The 15,340-nt window shown below is 35.4% G+C and carries 19 protein-coding genes, 2 pseudogenes and 1 other annotated feature (1 of these 22 only partly in view); of the genes and pseudogenes, 11 read left to right on the top strand and 10 right to left on the bottom strand.

Annotated elements, in window-relative coordinates; all coding sequences use genetic code 11:
- Nucleotides 1–148 (bottom strand) — a binding site (T-box leader); it reaches 109 nt to the left of the window's first position.
- A gap of 226 nt (nucleotides 149–374) precedes the next feature.
- Nucleotides 375–941 carry a PadR family transcriptional regulator gene (locus tag ACIGHG_RS07085; protein ID WP_396547797.1) on the top strand — a complete coding sequence of 189 codons (567 nt, stop codon included), beginning with the start codon at nucleotides 375–377 and terminating at the stop codon, nucleotides 939–941.
- On the top strand, nucleotides 941–2,119 hold the full coding sequence (locus ACIGHG_RS07080) for an MFS transporter (protein ID WP_396547795.1): 1,179 nt from the start codon (nucleotides 941–943) through the stop codon (nucleotides 2,117–2,119). Before ACIGHG_RS07085 ends, ACIGHG_RS07080 begins: the two co-directional genes overlap by 1 nt.
- A gap of 381 nt (nucleotides 2,120–2,500) precedes the next feature.
- Here the strand turns inward: ACIGHG_RS07080 and ACIGHG_RS07070 are convergent, their stop codons facing one another.
- The 3 genes and pseudogenes from ACIGHG_RS07070 to ACIGHG_RS07060 all read right to left on the bottom strand — a co-directional run.
- Nucleotides 2,501–2,770, bottom strand: a complete 270-nt coding sequence (locus ACIGHG_RS07070) for a DUF1292 domain-containing protein (protein ID WP_336474612.1) — start codon at nucleotides 2,768–2,770, stop codon at nucleotides 2,501–2,503.
- 450 nt (nucleotides 2,771–3,220) lie between these two features.
- Nucleotides 3,221–3,688: a VOC family protein gene (locus ACIGHG_RS07065; RefSeq protein WP_336474613.1), complete on the bottom strand. Its 468-nt coding sequence runs from the start codon at nucleotides 3,686–3,688 to the stop codon at nucleotides 3,221–3,223.
- A gap of 202 nt (nucleotides 3,689–3,890) precedes the next feature.
- A pseudogene (locus ACIGHG_RS07060) lies at nucleotides 3,891–3,997 on the bottom strand (IS6 family transposase); the annotation flags it as partial.
- A 242-nt stretch (nucleotides 3,998–4,239) separates the two neighbouring features.
- Here ACIGHG_RS07060 and ACIGHG_RS07055 point away from each other — a divergent pair.
- Both ACIGHG_RS07055 and ACIGHG_RS07050 read left to right on the top strand, forming a co-directional pair.
- On the top strand, nucleotides 4,240–4,590 hold the full coding sequence (locus tag ACIGHG_RS07055; RefSeq protein ID WP_336474614.1) for an ASCH domain-containing protein: 351 nt from the start codon (nucleotides 4,240–4,242) through the stop codon (nucleotides 4,588–4,590).
- An 18-nt stretch (nucleotides 4,591–4,608) separates the two neighbouring features.
- Nucleotides 4,609–5,049: a hypothetical protein gene (locus ACIGHG_RS07050; RefSeq protein ID WP_090913608.1), complete on the top strand. Its 441-nt coding sequence runs from the start codon at nucleotides 4,609–4,611 to the stop codon at nucleotides 5,047–5,049.
- Between the two features lie 392 nt (nucleotides 5,050–5,441).
- Here the strand turns inward: ACIGHG_RS07050 and pssA are convergent, their stop codons facing one another.
- Together pssA and yeiL are read right to left on the bottom strand one after the other, a co-directional pair.
- Nucleotides 5,442–5,933: a CDP-diacylglycerol--serine O-phosphatidyltransferase gene (pssA, locus tag ACIGHG_RS07045; RefSeq protein ID WP_336474615.1), complete on the bottom strand. Its 492-nt coding sequence runs from the start codon at nucleotides 5,931–5,933 to the stop codon at nucleotides 5,442–5,444.
- 270 nt (nucleotides 5,934–6,203) lie between these two features.
- The gene (gene yeiL, locus ACIGHG_RS07040) at nucleotides 6,204–6,902 is read right to left on the bottom strand and encodes a transcriptional regulator YeiL (protein ID WP_396547745.1); all 699 of its coding nucleotides are present in this window, start codon (nucleotides 6,900–6,902) and stop codon (nucleotides 6,204–6,206) included.
- Nucleotides 6,903–6,998: 96 nt separating this feature from the next.
- On the opposite strand from yeiL, the gene ACIGHG_RS07035 reads away from it, so the two are divergent.
- Nucleotides 6,999–7,421, top strand: coding sequence for a DMT family transporter (locus tag ACIGHG_RS07035; protein WP_396547743.1), 423 nt, complete (start codon nucleotides 6,999–7,001; stop codon nucleotides 7,419–7,421).
- Between the two features lie 13 nt (nucleotides 7,422–7,434).
- Entirely contained in the window at nucleotides 7,435–7,899 is a 465-nt protein-coding gene (locus tag ACIGHG_RS07030) for a DMT family transporter (RefSeq protein ID WP_396547792.1), read from the top strand.
- 10 nt (nucleotides 7,900–7,909) lie between these two features.
- Here ACIGHG_RS07030 and ACIGHG_RS07025 read toward each other — a convergent pair whose 3' ends face one another.
- On the bottom strand, nucleotides 7,910–8,041 hold the full coding sequence (locus ACIGHG_RS07025; protein ID WP_396547741.1) for a hypothetical protein: 132 nt from the start codon (nucleotides 8,039–8,041) through the stop codon (nucleotides 7,910–7,912).
- A 203-nt stretch (nucleotides 8,042–8,244) separates the two neighbouring features.
- Between ACIGHG_RS07025 and ACIGHG_RS07020 the strand changes: the two genes are divergently transcribed.
- Nucleotides 8,245–8,979: an alpha/beta fold hydrolase gene (locus ACIGHG_RS07020; protein WP_396547739.1), complete on the top strand. Its 735-nt coding sequence runs from the start codon at nucleotides 8,245–8,247 to the stop codon at nucleotides 8,977–8,979.
- A 130-nt stretch (nucleotides 8,980–9,109) separates the two neighbouring features.
- Here the strand turns inward: ACIGHG_RS07020 and ACIGHG_RS07015 are convergent, their stop codons facing one another.
- The 4 genes and pseudogenes from ACIGHG_RS07015 to ACIGHG_RS07000 form a co-directional block, all read right to left on the bottom strand.
- Entirely contained in the window at nucleotides 9,110–10,309 is a 1,200-nt protein-coding gene (locus tag ACIGHG_RS07015) for an MFS transporter (RefSeq protein ID WP_396547737.1), read from the bottom strand.
- A gap of 258 nt (nucleotides 10,310–10,567) precedes the next feature.
- Nucleotides 10,568–11,005 carry a MarR family winged helix-turn-helix transcriptional regulator gene (locus tag ACIGHG_RS07010; RefSeq protein WP_396547735.1) on the bottom strand — a complete coding sequence of 146 codons (438 nt, stop codon included), beginning with the start codon at nucleotides 11,003–11,005 and terminating at the stop codon, nucleotides 10,568–10,570.
- 287 nt (nucleotides 11,006–11,292) lie between these two features.
- Nucleotides 11,293–11,922 carry a LysE family translocator gene (locus ACIGHG_RS07005; protein ID WP_396547733.1) on the bottom strand — a complete coding sequence of 210 codons (630 nt, stop codon included), beginning with the start codon at nucleotides 11,920–11,922 and terminating at the stop codon, nucleotides 11,293–11,295.
- Nucleotides 11,923–12,074: 152 nt separating this feature from the next.
- Nucleotides 12,075–12,352 (bottom strand): annotated as a pseudogene (locus tag ACIGHG_RS07000) (VOC family protein); the annotation flags it as partial.
- A 219-nt stretch (nucleotides 12,353–12,571) separates the two neighbouring features.
- Here ACIGHG_RS07000 and ACIGHG_RS06995 point away from each other — a divergent pair.
- The 4 genes from ACIGHG_RS06995 to ACIGHG_RS06980 all read left to right on the top strand — a co-directional run bounded on the left by ACIGHG_RS06995 (nucleotide 12,572) and on the right by ACIGHG_RS06980 (nucleotide 15,197).
- Nucleotides 12,572–12,814 (top strand): SRPBCC domain-containing protein, encoded by a 243-nt coding sequence (locus tag ACIGHG_RS06995; RefSeq protein ID WP_396547790.1) that lies wholly within the window; start codon nucleotides 12,572–12,574, stop codon nucleotides 12,812–12,814.
- 538 nt (nucleotides 12,815–13,352) lie between these two features.
- Nucleotides 13,353–13,733, top strand: a complete 381-nt coding sequence (locus tag ACIGHG_RS06990) for a GntR family transcriptional regulator (protein WP_396547731.1) — start codon at nucleotides 13,353–13,355, stop codon at nucleotides 13,731–13,733.
- Nucleotides 13,726–14,598 (top strand): ATP-binding cassette domain-containing protein, encoded by an 873-nt coding sequence (locus tag ACIGHG_RS06985; RefSeq protein WP_396547729.1) that lies wholly within the window; start codon nucleotides 13,726–13,728, stop codon nucleotides 14,596–14,598. Before ACIGHG_RS06990 ends, ACIGHG_RS06985 begins: the two co-directional genes overlap by 8 nt.
- The gene (locus tag ACIGHG_RS06980) at nucleotides 14,598–15,197 is read left to right on the top strand and encodes a hypothetical protein (RefSeq protein ID WP_336472575.1); all 600 of its coding nucleotides are present in this window, start codon (nucleotides 14,598–14,600) and stop codon (nucleotides 15,195–15,197) included. The genes ACIGHG_RS06985 and ACIGHG_RS06980 overlap by 1 nt, the downstream gene beginning before the upstream one ends.
- Nucleotides 15,198–15,340: the final 143 nt, after the last annotated feature.

The raw sequence follows: 15,340 nt of genomic DNA, 5'->3' as shown, positions 1-15,340 counted from the left end.
GAGAACCCGTCGCATTACCCCCTAATCATCTTAGTTCCATACGAAGCTCCAAGTCTTTTTTCATTAAGATCGCTATCTCCCCTTCTCAGCTACCGGAGTTCTCTGTTACATAACATTTCTTAATTACTCTTCTCTTCATCGCTGCTAATATTTTCAATTTTTTAATTGCATTAATAATAATCAGAAAAATAATTATTGTCAATCATTTCTTCTGATTATTATTTGTATCAGGTTACACCGCTTCACTAGTAGTGCACTTAATTTAAACAATCAATCACGTACCAAATCTTGACAAAACAGAAATTATTTAATAAGCTTACATTAATACTAAACGTTTAGTATTAAACGTTTTCTATTTTAACGGAGGGATAATGATGACAAGATTAATGGTACTTGGTTTATTAATGCAGTATGGCCCTATGTCTGGCTACGAATTACAGCAAGCCATGCAATCTGCGCAAACTGATACATGGGCAGGTGTTTTCCCTGCTTCTATTTACCACGCTTTAAAAAAAATGGACAAAGAAGGGTTAGTAGAACTAGATACTGTTGAAAAAACAGGAAATCGTTCCAAAGCAATATATAGTATCACACCAGCTGGAAAAGAAGAATTTCACAAGTTAATGATTGAATCTTTTCAGCAATCTTCGGTAATTTTTCCAACTCATCTATATACAGCACTAACTTTTTTCACAGCTGATGCAGTTTCTATCGAGAAAATTACAGTTGCTTTGCGAGAACAAAAAAAAGAAATTATAAACATGTTCGAAAATATGAAAGCAGGACAATCGATTAAAGAGAAAATGATTGACGTTCCTGAGCATGTAACTCTTATCTTTGAAAATATTTATGAACAATGTGAGATGCAGCTTCGTTTTATCGAAAAGCTAGAAAAGAAGTTATCTATATTAGAAGAAAAGACCAGAAAGGAGGAAAAATGATGGAATCTCAAGTAAAAATGTCTCGACTGCAAAAAGCTGCTTTATGGGTTGTAGCAGTAGCTGTCTTTACTGACATGCTTATTTATGGAATGATCGTGCCGATCATTCCAAGCTACGCAAAAACACTTGGGGCCACGCAAGCTGAGATTGGCTTTTTATTCGGTAGCTATGCCATTACGTTACTTCTCGCAACCCCAATTTTAGGAGTGCTCTCTGATAAAGTAGGAAGAAGACTCCCTATGATTCTAGGTTTATTTGGATTAGCAGCTGCAACTATATTATTTGGATTTGCAAACAGTTTTTGGTTATTGATTGTAGCACGAATGCTACAAGGTATATCTGCAGCTGCAACATGGACAGCTGGGTTAGCCCTTCTTGCAGATGTATTCCCTCTGCAAGAACGTGGGAAAGCAATGGGAATCGCTCTATCCGGCCAAGCAATTGGGATGCTTTTAGGACCAACTATCGGCGGCTTTCTTTACCAATGGGGCGGCTATCACTTACCATTTATATTCGCAGCAGCAATCGCACTTATTGATGGGATATTACGAATCACATTGCTTCATGATGAACCGAAACAAGATACAGAGCAACGCGTTTCTTATCGTTCCATCTTAAAGATGCACTCTTTATTTATGATCATCGGAATTATTATAATTGGAGCTGCCTTGCCTAGCGCTTTAGAACCGACTCTTCCTTTATATTTACATAATGTTTTACACGTAAGTTCAGGAACAATTGGACTTTTATTTGCTGTTCCTACTCTCGCCTATGGGTTTACTGCTCCAGTAATTGGGACACTGTCAAATAAACTTGGCAGAAATCAAACAATGATTATTGGACTTATTATTGCTGCTCTATGTTTTCCATTCGTAACACTCGTTCCTAATATTATTACTGAGATATTAGTTCTTGCTGTGTTAGGAATTAGCTTCAGTTTCTTACTAGCACCCGCTCTGCCAGAACTGACATACCTTGCAGACAAAAATGGAATTCGTGCATACGGTACACTCTTTGCTATCTATAACACAGCATACTCTATTGGCATGTTCTGTGGTCCAACGTTAAGCGGTAGTCTATCCGATTTATTTGGATTAACAAATACATTATACATCTTTAGTCTTATTCTCCTATGTTATCTTGGACTGTTTTTTTTGAAAATAAAAAAACAAGCGTGACTATCCTATAACGTATTTTTAAAGGATTTAATGTTAGATTAAAAATGTATCCAAGATATTATCTTTTCTTCTTTGTTCATTCTAGTATATTTAAGTGTCATTTTGGGTGTACTACGATTCAGTATTTCTTATAACATGGCTACATCTTTTGTTTGCTTATAGGGGTCCTGCCCCATCACCATCAAGCTAAAGGAACGAGTTATCCCCAAACAATAAATACGAGCAAAATGCAAAAAATTTTCGTTCTAGGGGTGGTATGAGAGTTTAAGTTGATGGGCATGTGACAGGACCCCACATCCATCAACTTAAGGATGTGTAACGGTACCCCTATATACAAAAACAGAAGGAAAATATACATCCCCCTCCTGTATCCAACCAATATTATTCTTGCTCGTCCATAATTTTCTCAAATGCAGCAGATACTTTTTCAAATTCCTCATCACTCTCAATGTATGAGAATTCACTACCTTCTTCTACTTTTAAAAAGAAGATATCAATGTCTTCCTCTGTTTCCGTTTGAATGTCTTCTACAAAGCCAACAGCAATGTATTCTGCTCCTTCAACATTCAGCGTTCCGAGCACTTCAACTTCCTGCTCCTCATTACTCTCATCGCTAAGGGTAAAAATTTCGCCTACTTCAATTTCCGACATATTCATTCTCCTCCTGTTATACTCTAAAAAATAGAACGTTCAAATCGTATACTTACTAGTATATCTTTCCATAAAAAATCAAATTAATGCGCAAAGAACAACAATTTCTTGCTGCTTCAGCGTAAGAATCCAACTAAAAGGATATCATCTGTGAATATGAATGAATACATTTTGGGCTCTCGTCACCCTTTCTCATTAACATAAGAGAATAGTAACGAGCTTTTAACTTCAAAAATAGTCTAAATCCTTAAGTTGATGGGCATGTGACAGGACCCCATGCCCATCAACTTAAGAAATCTCTTGTCCCCAAAATGAAAAAATGAACTGAATTTTCGTAGACAACTATGGAGAGATAAAGTGAAACTTCCATTTTGGGGATACTCCAAAATATTAGCTTGATAGTGATGTGTTGTGACTCCGTTTAGTAAAATAAACTTATCACACAATCTTTCACTTAAATGTATTGTTAACTCGTTCCTCCCAATCTACGAAGGACAACTTATCTGTAATATGTTTTAATTCATTAGAAACTTCAACATAACATATTAATTCTAAACTGTTACCATCCGGGTCCTTGAAGTATACTGAAGCATTCCCTTGATGCGGGCGAATAAATGGCTCAATAGACTTTCTATTACCAAATGGGACAGCTTCAACTTGAATAGAATCTAGCCACTTTAAAGATTCCTTTAAATCTTCATATGAAACTCGAAAAGCAATATGTCGTAAGGAAGGGTGGTATCGAGTTTCATACTCATTTCCTTCCCATAAACCAAACCAACTTTTCCCTTCTTCAATCCAAAAGAAAGCAGTGTTTTCATCACACCAAGCAAGATCCAATCCTAATTTCCGGTAAAATTCAATTGAATTTTGTAAATTACTAACTGGTAAGTGTGCTTCATACAATCCTTTAATCATATGGTTACCCTCCTACTCTCTATTCTTGAATATTAACTATATCAATGTACAAGCAATATTAAATCCACTAAAAGTATTAAAGTTCTATACATCTTTAGAGGTAGTGTAATAGGGACACACCAATAATACACCATATTGCATTCTCAAAACTAAAAAAGTACGGTAACAAATTTATCGTGAATTTGTTACCATACCTTTTTACCACCAAATCACGAAAACTGAGGTTGTACCGTGTAGATACCATCTCACGGTTAGTAAAATAATACCAGGCAGATAATGCTTCCATTTGAACAAATTTTGATTTTCCATACCGATTACATCCCTTTTTTTGAGTACTAGTATCAATATGTCCAAGATTCAGAGATTAATTGCTATTATCTCGAGGTTTTCGCACCAAAACCAAGGGCTGCTTTTTCCCATTATTGGCGTTTATCATATAAACATTGTACGAAATTTTGTTATCTCTATTAAGTAGAAACTTGCTATATAGAATAATTTTTTTATATGATAAAGTGGACTTATGCTTAAATGAAAAAAGGAGAGTGACCCAGATGACAAACCAAAATGAAACGAACGCTTTACCACCAAAAACATGTACGATTGAACGTCTCATCACGATTCAGGAGGACATTGAAAAAGTGCTTGCAGGACATAAAACGGCTACTCGCCGCAACGGGAGATATGCGGATGTCGGGGAAGTAATGGAGCTTCAAGGTCACCGGTATGTTGTGGAGAAGGTCTATTCGCAGTCACTTGGCGAATTGACTGATGGGCATGCCCGTCAAGAAGGCTATACGAATGTGGAGGAATATAAGCACTCTATCCTGTCTCTTCACCCTGGCATGCCATGGCTGCCAAATATGAGAGTTTGGGTTCATGAATTCCGTCCCATCGAAGGTTAATGTGATATAAGGATGGACATGTTGTATCGACTGCTTCTGTATGTACATATTTTCAGTGTAATCTTATCCATCGGCCCGTTTTTTGTATTGCTTCCGCTCATCAAAAAATTGCGGGCTTCAGAGGCCGGAACACAGCAGGCTTATCTGGATATATTCCGATTTTCGGTAAGGCTGGCCAAGCATGCCGGGCATGTGCTGGTTGCATCCGGAGTTCTGCTTGTACTGGCGGGCCCTTGGACTTGGAAGACCCCTTGGATAGTGATGACCCTTATTCTCATGGCGAGTTCATTATTTTTCCTGGCCCGCGCCTTTTCGCCGACCATTCGGAAATTCGGCGAAAAGGGCCAAGACAAGGACGCCTTGATTCAATTGTTGCGGCGTTCTGTTTGGATTTACATTGTTCTTTTAATGGCGATGTTATGGTTCATGGTGACAAAGCCTGCGTTGTGGCAGGGATGATAGATCTAGGGCGAATAGTGGCTTGGTGTGATTGCCGTTTGAATTCGCCGGGCGGCATGGAACAAGGACAAGCCAAAACTGGCTTGTCCTTATTGTAATTACGCTTTGAAGAGGTGATGGAATAGCCTTTTACGATCTGGGCCTACTATCTCATCACTATCAAGTTAAGAAATACATTCTTCCTCAAAACGAAAAAAATAAACTAAATTTCTATGGGCAACTATGAAAGGATGAAGTTTTCGTTTTGGGGATACTTCAAAATCTTAGGTTGATGGGCATAAGGTCCTGCCACATTGCCATCAACCTAAAAAAACGAGTTACCCATAGGGAAATATTCTCGTTCGGGGGTATTAAAAGATCTTAACTTAATGGCCAAGAGACGGTACCTCCCCTTAAAGTTTTTTAAACCTAATTGGACTTACCATTAAGAGAGCGAGGATTAAGGTAATCCATGCATTACTATATGAAAACAATCCCATGACAGCCAATGGTAATCCAGCAGCTGGAATAGGTAATCCCATAAAATACCCAATGGTTGGTTTAACACTAAATTTAGCTAATCTTAAAGCACCCATCGTTGGGAAGAGGATAAATGCCAAAGAAGTTAAAATAGATGGTGCCGCTATCGAATGAAACAGAAGTGCAGGAGCAACGCCAAAACTAACAATATCAGCTAAGGAATCCAATTCTACGCCAAACTCACTATTCACTTTTAATTTTCTCGCAATCCTTCCATCAAGAAGATCTAAAACAGCCGAAAAGAAAATAAAAATGCAGGCGGCTTCCAAAAAGCCGCTCATATTTAAGGTAATTGAAAAAACACCGCACAATAAATTTCCTATCGTAAATAAATTAGGTATAGATTTTACTATCCAATTGAACAAAGTTGTCCCCCCTAAGTTGATTAAACTTCCTATTTTATGTAGCATTTTCTATATATTCTTCCGTTATTCTTAAAAATACATGACCAGTGTACGCTAAGCAAATTTCGATAAGAAAAAAGCCGATTTTCTGTATGTTAAGGAAAATCGGACCAATTGCCATTAAAGCAGAATTGCCTAAAGGAAGATCGAGCTTATTTCATTTTTTATCGTATTTTCATCATTAATGAAAATCATCTTACTCTACTCACAACTTCACTTACAAACATATATTTAATTTTGTTTATAAACATCTGCCGCTAACTCTTGCAATAAGGGCTCGTCTATTACTTTGAAATAACTGTCCTGCTTCTCTAACACTCCTTTATCACAAAGAATATTTAACGTCCTCAGTAAATGTCGGTAACTTGTTCCTAATAACTCCGATATTTCCGTTAGATTCCCTTGAAATATCATTGTTTTTTCTTCATCTTCTACCCTCTCACCTATCGCAAGAATGTAACTCGCTAATCGATTCTCAAGTGGATAAAGTAAATTAATGGAGCTATTTTGTGCAAGTCTAGCAAGTTTATGGGCTAACGAATCACAAATAAAACTTAAAAAGGTTGCATCATGAAGTAAACGTGTTCTAATTTTTTCTAATGGGATTCCAATGCAATATGATTCCTCTATCACTTGAACATTGGAAAACGTTTTTTGAGAACGAACTAATTCTACATCTCCCATAACTTCAAACCCATTATAAAAAGTTAATAATAACGATTTTCCGTTACTTAAAGTCGTATACACTTTTGCTTTTCCTTCTACAAAAAAGTAAAGATAATGAAGTGTTTCATTTTCTCTACATATATATTCATTCTTTTTAAATAACAATAACTCCATCACAGACTTTATGTCATGACTAAAAAAATCTTCAATATTATTTTTTTGAATATACTCATCTAACTTCTTCGAATCATATATTTTTTTCATAAATTCTCCAAATCCCCTCTTTACTATGACATATGTCATAATACACGATACTTCAATCATGATAAATTAACTTTAAAAATGCAAGGGGGAAACACTATGTATAAATTGCTTTCCGCACTTATCGGTGCTCTCATCGCACTGATGATTCCACTAAACGGCATCTTAGCAGAAGTTATAGGAAATTATAACGCTAGCGTTCTTATTCATATTGTTGGATTAATTACGGTTATTATCATTTTAATAGTAGGGAAATTTAAAATTAAGATTCATAAAGGAATTCCGCTGTACTTATATAGTGCAGGAGCTATCGGGGTGTTCACCGTACTCTTTACTAATGTTAGCTTTTCAACACTTGGTGTATCTTTAACAATCGCTTTAGGTTTACTCGGTCAGTCGATCACTTCTATTATCATCGATCATTTCGGATTATTAGGAATGCAAGTTGTGAAGTTTGAAAAAAAGAAAATGGTCGGCTTATTACTGATTGCTTCTGGAATTGTTGTTATGAATATTTTCTAATGGAGGAGAAATGATGTTATATATATGTATTGCCATTTTAGCTGGCTGTTCCATCGTAATCGCAAGGGTGATTAATGCAAATTTAGCAACGCAAATTGGAATTTTCCAAGGAACTTTTTTCAACTATATTACTGGTCTCGCTTTTTCGTTGCTATTTTTAGTTTTTAGTAATGAATCTTTTAACATGTCCCACACAACATTGCAATCCATACCGTTTCTTGCTTATTTAGGTGGATTAGTAGGTGTTATAGTAATTGGATTATCGAACTATATTATTCCTAAAATATCTTCCTTCTATTTGACATTACTCATTTTTATTGGTCAGTTAAGCATGGGGATTATCATTGATTTTTTCAATTCACATGAAATATCGCTCGGTAAGATAGTAGGTGGTTTGTTAGTGTTAATGGGACTCACATATAATTTAATCATTGATCGGACGGATATACCTGTTCAAGATAAGAAACAAGCTTATTAACGCTTGTTTCTTATTCAATTATGTGCATAATATTTTCTAAATCTAAACTGGATAATACCAACTGACCGTTTTCCAATTTCTCTGTCCTCAATCGTTCTAAATTTAAATAATAACGAAGAGAACATTCAGTAATTCCAGTCACCTTATAAACCTCCTCCCCTTTTAAACAATTTAATTTCCCCAAATGACTTTAACAATAATTGTTAAAGGAGAATTAAACCAATATAAAAACTAACATCTTTTTTTACATATGCTAGAATTCTATTTAGAGATTCTAGTCAAATGCATTTATTTTCAGTACCGTTTCAGAAGGAAAAATATACTTTTAATTATAGGAGGACTACTATGAAACGTAGGGAGAAAGAGCAGTTTGTACAAATCAGTGGTTTCAAATTATTTACAAAGTTGTATGGAGAGCAAACAGACAAACCTACCATTATAATGGATGCTGGATATGGAGACTATTCTAAAGCTTGGAGTTCAATAATTACTGAAATTTCTCTGCTAACGGAAGTACTTGTCTATGATAGAGCTGGATTAGGAAAAAGCGAGAAAAGCCTTAATCCTAGAACGAGCCAAGAGATGCTAGAAGAATTGAATGAACTTCTAATAAAAATGAAGATACAACCCCCATACATATTAGTAGGTCATTCTTTTGGTGGAGTAAACATGCGGATATATGCTGCAAAGTATCCTAACAACGTTGCTGCATTACTTTTAATTGATTCTACACCAGAAGATTATCAAGAAAGATTTCTTCCCACAATGTCAAAAGAATTTCAACAAGCATATAACAACCAATTTATTTATGAAAGTACATACGATGAATTCACTGCAAGTCTAAAGCAACTAAAACAAACAAAACAACAATTAAATGTTCCCTTGATTGTTTTATCAGCAGGAAAAAAAGATCATTATTCTAAAAAATCTCAAGAATTATGGAATGAAATGCAAAAAGAGATTCTTGAGATATCTACAAAAAGTAAGCTTATAATTGCAGAAGATAGTGCCCACTATATACAAAACGATGAACCATTTGTAGTAATTGATGCAATAAAGCGTTTAATTAATAACTTCTAAATTGAATTGATTATATTTTTTGTTAATCACTCAGACTCTTTAGTTTAGTAAAAGGAGAACACATCGTATATATGATTAATATGTGCTCTCCTTTCTTCTTTCTAACAAAGAAAAATTTACTCTTTCTTATTTAATAACTTCTTTTCCTCATAATCGAATTTTCTATTATTAAGAAATGCATAATTAGCAGTACTAAGAAGCTAGCAATTGCACACATAATACCAATAGCTAAAAATGTTTGTCCGCCTACCAATAACCAGGAAGCACCTGCAGAGGCAAACATCATTCCCATATACATTGCTGAGCTATTCAGAGCCATTACGGTCCCCCTTACTTTAGGGCTTAAGTCTGAAATTAAAGCTGTTAATGAAGATTGACCAAATCCAATTGATGTACTCCATAATACATGTACAATCATTGCAAATATTACATGTTCAGTTAACAAAGTGAAACTAACAACTCCAATTGCCGCGATAATAGTAGCAATTGAAACAACTGCTTTTTTACCGATTTGATCTGCTAATTTACCACCTATGACGTTGCCTATAATACTACCGGCTCCTGCCAAAAAAATTACCATTCCTGTTTTTTCTACACTAAAATCAAAATTCTCTTTATAGTAAACTCCAATATAAGAAAATATACCTTGTAAACTAACAGTCCACAAAAAAGTAGATAATAATGCAAAGAACACAGATGTATTGGTAAAGGCTGTCTTTATCCCTGAAACCATTGCCGCTGGTGCAGAAACTGGAATTTCATTTGTTGGTGGCGTTTTAGGCAAGATGCCCATTATAATAAATGCAACCAACATTGCTAAAACCCCTATACCATAAAAAGTCCATTGCCAATTACCAACAGAAGTTAAAAAAGCCCCAATTGGTACACCTAACACAGTAGAGCCAACCATAGCCCCCATGATCATTCCCATTGCTGTGCCTCTCATATTATAAGGTACTTTATCACCTATTAACGCAAAAATACTTGGCATCACCATAGCCCCTGATAAACCTGTTAATGCACGAAAACCCAAAATTGTATTAAAATCTTGTGATAGTCCTGTACAAAAAGTTCCAATTGAAAATATGATCATTCCTGTCACAATCATTTGTTTGCGCCCAAATTTATCAGAAATCGGGCCAAAAAATGGAGCAGTTAATCCATAGAATAATGCATAAGAGGTAATTAACCACCCTCCCCTTTCCATTGGTACTGCGGTAGCTTTAGCAATATCAGGAATTAAAGGTGATACCACTAAAGAATCCATCCCAATAAAAAATGCTACAGTTGCTAGTAGAATTAACATAGGTTTCATTCCATTATCACTCACTTAAATCTCTCCCTTAGTTTCTGATTTTATTTCATATATGAAATAAATACCCAAAAATATAATTCATATATGAAATATTTATGTAAAAAAAATGCAACTATTATATTATATAAATCCATTTTGATTTTTCGACATATACATTGCTGCTATGCAGAAAAAGACCCTGACCGCTTCTATGTACGGCCAGATGCTCTCGTCCACCTAAAAAGAATGGTTTTATGGCGTTTTTTAATTTGGATTTATATAGTTACACTTTTGTTATTTCTTTTCAACGTTTAATAAATGAAGTTTATAGTCTTCAAGAATTTCTGATAATGTTATAAATTTTTCTTCATCAAAATAAGAAAAATTTTCTTTAAGGAATGCTTTGTATTGAACATTTACTTTTTCTTTCGTTTCTTTACCTTTTTCAGTTAAATATACGAATGTTTCTCTTTGATCAGCTGGGTTTTTAGTAGTTGTTACAAAGCCATCTCTTTTCATTCGTTGAACCATAGTAGTAACATTACTAGGAGCACAACCAATTTTTTGTTTTAATTCAGACATCGAAGTTTTTTCTGATTCTGATAACACTTGTATAACTCCAAATTGAACTACACTAATATCGAATTGTTTCAATTGATTCTCGAGATTATTTTGTAATTGATGATATACATCTCTAATTAAAGCATATAATTCCCTTGCCGTTATTTGCATAGAAAACACCCTTTCTTCAGAGAATAAAGTCTACACTAAACAAGTCAAATATAAATAATTATATTCCCAAACATTTATCTGGAGTTTTACAACTATTTCTATGTATCTTCCACATTTCTCTAAAAGTTAACATATATTTCATATATGAATTATATGTTGCCAATACATAACTGTCAACGATTTAAATATCGCAATAACTTAATGTATAACTTTAAAAACTTAGCTATCTTTAAACGAACTCATATATTATAGCAAAAACAAGAAACAATAGCTTAAAACCTCTTATTTTATGTAAAAAGGCTCTTCATTAAATTGTACATAGACCATAAACCAAACATTAATATAATAAATCCAGAAATACGATTCACAATATTTAAAGGGAAATTTTTCATTCGATTCATCAATATTCCTGTTACACTGCTAAGAATTAGCCACCATAATGTAGAACCCAAAAATACTCCTAATACTACGACTAAGCTAGTTATTGTATCATTATTCGAATTAGACATTCCAAGTCCAGAAAAAATGGCTAGGAAAGATAATATGGTTACTGGATTTGTAATAGTTAAAAGAAAGGTTGAAGCATATGCTCCAAAAACATTATTACCATTAGCTTTAGCTGATATTTTTGATGGTTTTGAAACAAAAATTTTCAATCCTATATATAATAAAAACACACTACCAATGAAGTGAATCCATCCTTGTTGTTCAACTAAAAAATTAGTTATAAATGTTAAACCGAGCCCAGCAATCAGCCCATACAGTCCATCAGCTGTTGCTGCACCTAAGCCTGACATAAAACCAATACATTTTCCGTACTCCAATGTGCGTCGTATACATAAAACCCCAATAGGTCCAACTGGAGCAGCTATACTAAGCCCAATGATTAATCCTTTGATAAACAATTCAATGACCAACTTATTCTCCCTCCGATATTAATACTATCCTTTTATGTGTCTTATTCTCATTTGCGCTAGTATCGTACCACCAAACAAAGTGGAATTTTTTCTATTTTGTGAAATGCTAAAAAACTGAAAGTAGTGAAAGAGACCGTTATCAACGATCTCTTTCACTGACATTGTACTTCATTCATTAAAGCATGAGTATTACCTTCTGTATCTTTAAAGAATGTCATCCATGTTTCTATTTGTCCCATTTTCGATACAATATGCGGTTCATCAATAAAACAATTTCTTTACTTAATAGATCTCCATAAGTCTTTTTAATTTTTTCAACTTGAAAATAAATGACTGAACTAGATTGAGCAAATCCCTCTTTTTCTGGGGGACTTAAAAAGAGACGTAACCCGTTACATTCAAAGAATACCATACTGTCAGTTTTAAATAGAATGATTTGCATTAACTTATGAAATTGTTCTTCATAACCAACTGGGTCATTATCAAGAATAGGTAATTTCTCTTTAAATTTTGTTATTTCAGCTAGTAAAGTTTTACTTGTATCATAAGTTTTTTCAAAGAATTCGATACAACTCTTATCCTTAAAAGGATCACTAAGAAGTCTATTGTTTGATTCTCTTAATGAGTTTAAAATTCCCTCTGCAAATCCATCTTTTCCGAAATAATTGAATCTGAAAAGATTGTTATCCACCATCTAGGGCCAATACATGAATTTTTACTAACCATTACATTTGCTGAGAAAGAAGGCAAAACCGAACTTATATGGCAAATGCTCCACAAATCAGTTAAAGAATGCGAAAAAGTGAGAAGTTTCTGTTACGAAGCCAATGAACAGAACTTTGATCGACTTGAGGCGGAACTGACTAAAATGGTTAACGGATTGCAACACTAATTTAATTTTATTAAAATAGGCGCTAACATAGAAATTTTACTTATTCAGCTAAAGGACGCGATTGTGGAGTAACACAGGCAGAAAATGATCAAACTTTTTTATAAAACCGAAACTTAAATATGCTTAAGAAGAATCCATTTTGATCAATCTTTGTGAACTACCCACCACTTAATTTCATATTTTCATATTTATTATATCGCATAGCCTCAAAAGTACATACAAAGAACATATGTAGGCGATCACCTACCGAAAATTCATCCCCCACCTACTCGCTGGGCTACGCCCTTCTCGCTCCTTGAGGAAAGGGACTTCTTTTCGGAAAATATGTTAAAAGGATGATTCAATTGAATTTAGAAAAAGCGTGTTTTGATCAATCTTTTTTCAAAACACGCTTTTTCTATTTGTTCCTTTATCAAGGTTTATTAAGTTAATTTAATCAAACTTTATTTTAAATATACACTTGAAATATTTCCCAAGAGGTATTATACTCTTATATAACACCAGTATACAATAACACTATAAATGAAAGGAGGACGTCATGAAGTCAGCTCTGGATAGTAACCGTCCCATTTATCTCCAAATCAAAGAGGCCATTGAGGAGGATATTCTTAACGGGCGGTTGGCACCTGAAGAACAGATACCCTCAAACAGCCAGCTTGTCAGCCATTACAACATAAATCCCGTCACTGTACTGAAAGGGATTAACCTTCTGGTGGATGAGGGAATAATTTTTAAAAAGCGCGGGCTAGGAATGTATGTGAGCCCCGATGCACCTGAAAAGCTTAAAAGACGCTTTTCAGATGCATTTTTCCAGGAACATGTAGAACCTCTTACGGCCCTGGCAAAGCCCCTGGGCTTTACCCTTCGGGAGATTCATGAAATGATCGATAGTGCGTGGAAAGGAGAAAAAAATGATTAATATTGAAAATGTATCGCTTAAATACGGAAATACCCTTGCACTCAATAATATAAGTTTAAACCTTCCCGAGCAGGCAATCTGCGGGCTGATTGGCAGGAATGGTGCAGGAAAGACCTCACTTTTGTCGCTGCTCAGCGCCTACCGCAGACCATCCTCAGGAACAATAACCATATCCGGCGAAAATCCTTATGAAAACAGGAACATAATGCCACAAATCGCCTATATCTATGACAATCAGAATGAAACAGAAAATTCCTTACATGTAAAAGACTTGTTTAAAATAACGGCTGCGCTCCGTCCTAACTGGGATGCCGCCTATGCAGAAAAACTTATGAAGCTGTTTGAAATACCGATGAAGAAAACAATGGGAGCCTTAAGTCACGGTATGCGTTCAGCGGTACATGTGATTATCGGGCTAGCTGGACAGACGCCGATTACCATTTATGACGAAGCATATCTCGGCATGGATGCCGCCGTACGCAAGCTGTTTATCAGCGAACTTTTATCAGACTATACGCAGAGGCCAAAGCTTATTTTGTTTTCAACACATTTTATCAATGAGATGGAGGGGCTTTTCAGCGAAGCTATAATTATTAATAAGGGACGGGTAATTGCCCACGACGACTGTGATACCCTGCGTTCAAAAGGAACAGCCGTAACAGGATTTAGCGAAGCCGTAGACAGCTTCGTTAACGGTCGTGAAAGCTTGTTGCAGCGAACCTTAGGCCGGCAGAAAGAGGCTGTATTGTTCGGGGAGTTGTCAGAACAGGACCGCCTTGACGCCGCAAAAGCAGGTCTTGAATTCTCTCAGCCCTCGCTGCAGGATTTATTCATCTACATGACCGAAAAAGGAGGAAAAGAGTAATGATGAAAAAAGCTTTGAAGCTTCTGCTATCAACACAGGCTAAGGCCACATGTTGGTTTATAGGCATCTATGCCTTGACAATGGCTATTCTTATAGTGTTTTCTAATGTAATAATAGATGATACTTTATTGATACGGAATTCCATCATATATGCTCCTAAAATATACCTTCTGGTAATGGGAATTGTATATCCACTGGTTGCAATAAAACTATATGTGTCACGGGGCCTGACCAGAAAACAGTTCTTTTGGGCCTATACTGGAGCAATAAGCATTATATCACTGTTTCTGCTCATACCGATTTTAACTTCAATCATTTACTTTGATAACATTTCACTGTTGTCTGTAATTACACATTATCTGCATATGCCGCTGTTTTTTCTCATAGGCTGGAGTTCTGTGGTGGGTTTTCAACTCCGAAAATGGCACATGGCGATATTTGGGATTTTAGGTGCTGTAGTGATGTTTCATGCCATGACTACTTTACCTGGAATTCTTGCTTTATCGGAACTGGCAGTATTAGGCTCTGTGTTACTGTTATTAGCTGCAGTGTTACTAATTCTGCCGCGCATCATTTCTCAAATTCCGTTGAAGGTCTGAGCGGTCTTGGGGCGGCCATATAATTCAGAATATAATGAGACTGAAGATGCCTTCCGCCTCGTTGAAACGTGGCAAAAAAACGCTAACGTTCGCCGCTTCGCATTGAACGTTTAGGTGTCTGCCCATACTCATATTGCATGCCG

The sequence above is a fragment of the Bacillus sp. NPDC077411 genome, assembly GCF_044543425.1.
Taxonomy (GTDB): Bacteria; Bacillota; Bacilli; order Bacillales; family Bacillaceae_G; genus Bacillus_A; species Bacillus_A bruguierae.
Note: the sequence above shows the minus strand (reverse complement) of the source record. Positions and strands in the feature narration are given on the sequence as shown.

What these genes read in the sequence shown, in the direction of transcription:
- ACIGHG_RS07065 (WP_336474613.1), bottom strand. Translation starts at nt 3,688, where the DNA reads ATGATTAAAGGATTGTATGAAGCACACTTACCAGTTAGTAATTTACAA.
- ACIGHG_RS07030 (WP_396547792.1), top strand. Translation starts at nt 7,435, where the DNA reads ATGTTATATATATGTATTGCCATTTTAGCTGGCTGTTCCATCGTAATC.
- ACIGHG_RS07020 (WP_396547739.1), top strand. Translation starts at nt 8,245, where the DNA reads ATGAAACGTAGGGAGAAAGAGCAGTTTGTACAAATCAGTGGTTTCAAA.
- ACIGHG_RS07035 (WP_396547743.1), top strand. Translation starts at nt 6,999, where the DNA reads ATGTATAAATTGCTTTCCGCACTTATCGGTGCTCTCATCGCACTGATG.
- ACIGHG_RS06990 (WP_396547731.1), top strand. Translation starts at nt 13,353, where the DNA reads ATGAAGTCAGCTCTGGATAGTAACCGTCCCATTTATCTCCAAATCAAA.
- ACIGHG_RS07055 (WP_336474614.1), top strand. Translation starts at nt 4,240, where the DNA reads ATGACAAACCAAAATGAAACGAACGCTTTACCACCAAAAACATGTACG.
- ACIGHG_RS07050 (WP_090913608.1), top strand. Translation starts at nt 4,609, where the DNA reads ATGTTGTATCGACTGCTTCTGTATGTACATATTTTCAGTGTAATCTTA.
- ACIGHG_RS06985 (WP_396547729.1), top strand. Translation starts at nt 13,726, where the DNA reads ATGATTAATATTGAAAATGTATCGCTTAAATACGGAAATACCCTTGCA.
- ACIGHG_RS07010 (WP_396547735.1), bottom strand. Translation starts at nt 11,005, where the DNA reads ATGCAAATAACGGCAAGGGAATTATATGCTTTAATTAGAGATGTATAT.
- ACIGHG_RS07070 (WP_336474612.1), bottom strand. Translation starts at nt 2,770, where the DNA reads ATGTCGGAAATTGAAGTAGGCGAAATTTTTACCCTTAGCGATGAGAGT.
- ACIGHG_RS07085 (WP_396547797.1), top strand. Translation starts at nt 375, where the DNA reads ATGACAAGATTAATGGTACTTGGTTTATTAATGCAGTATGGCCCTATG.
- ACIGHG_RS06980 (WP_336472575.1), top strand. Translation starts at nt 14,598, where the DNA reads ATGATGAAAAAAGCTTTGAAGCTTCTGCTATCAACACAGGCTAAGGCC.
- ACIGHG_RS07080 (WP_396547795.1), top strand. Translation starts at nt 941, where the DNA reads ATGGAATCTCAAGTAAAAATGTCTCGACTGCAAAAAGCTGCTTTATGG.
- yeiL (WP_396547745.1), bottom strand. Translation starts at nt 6,902, where the DNA reads ATGAAAAAAATATATGATTCGAAGAAGTTAGATGAGTATATTCAAAAA.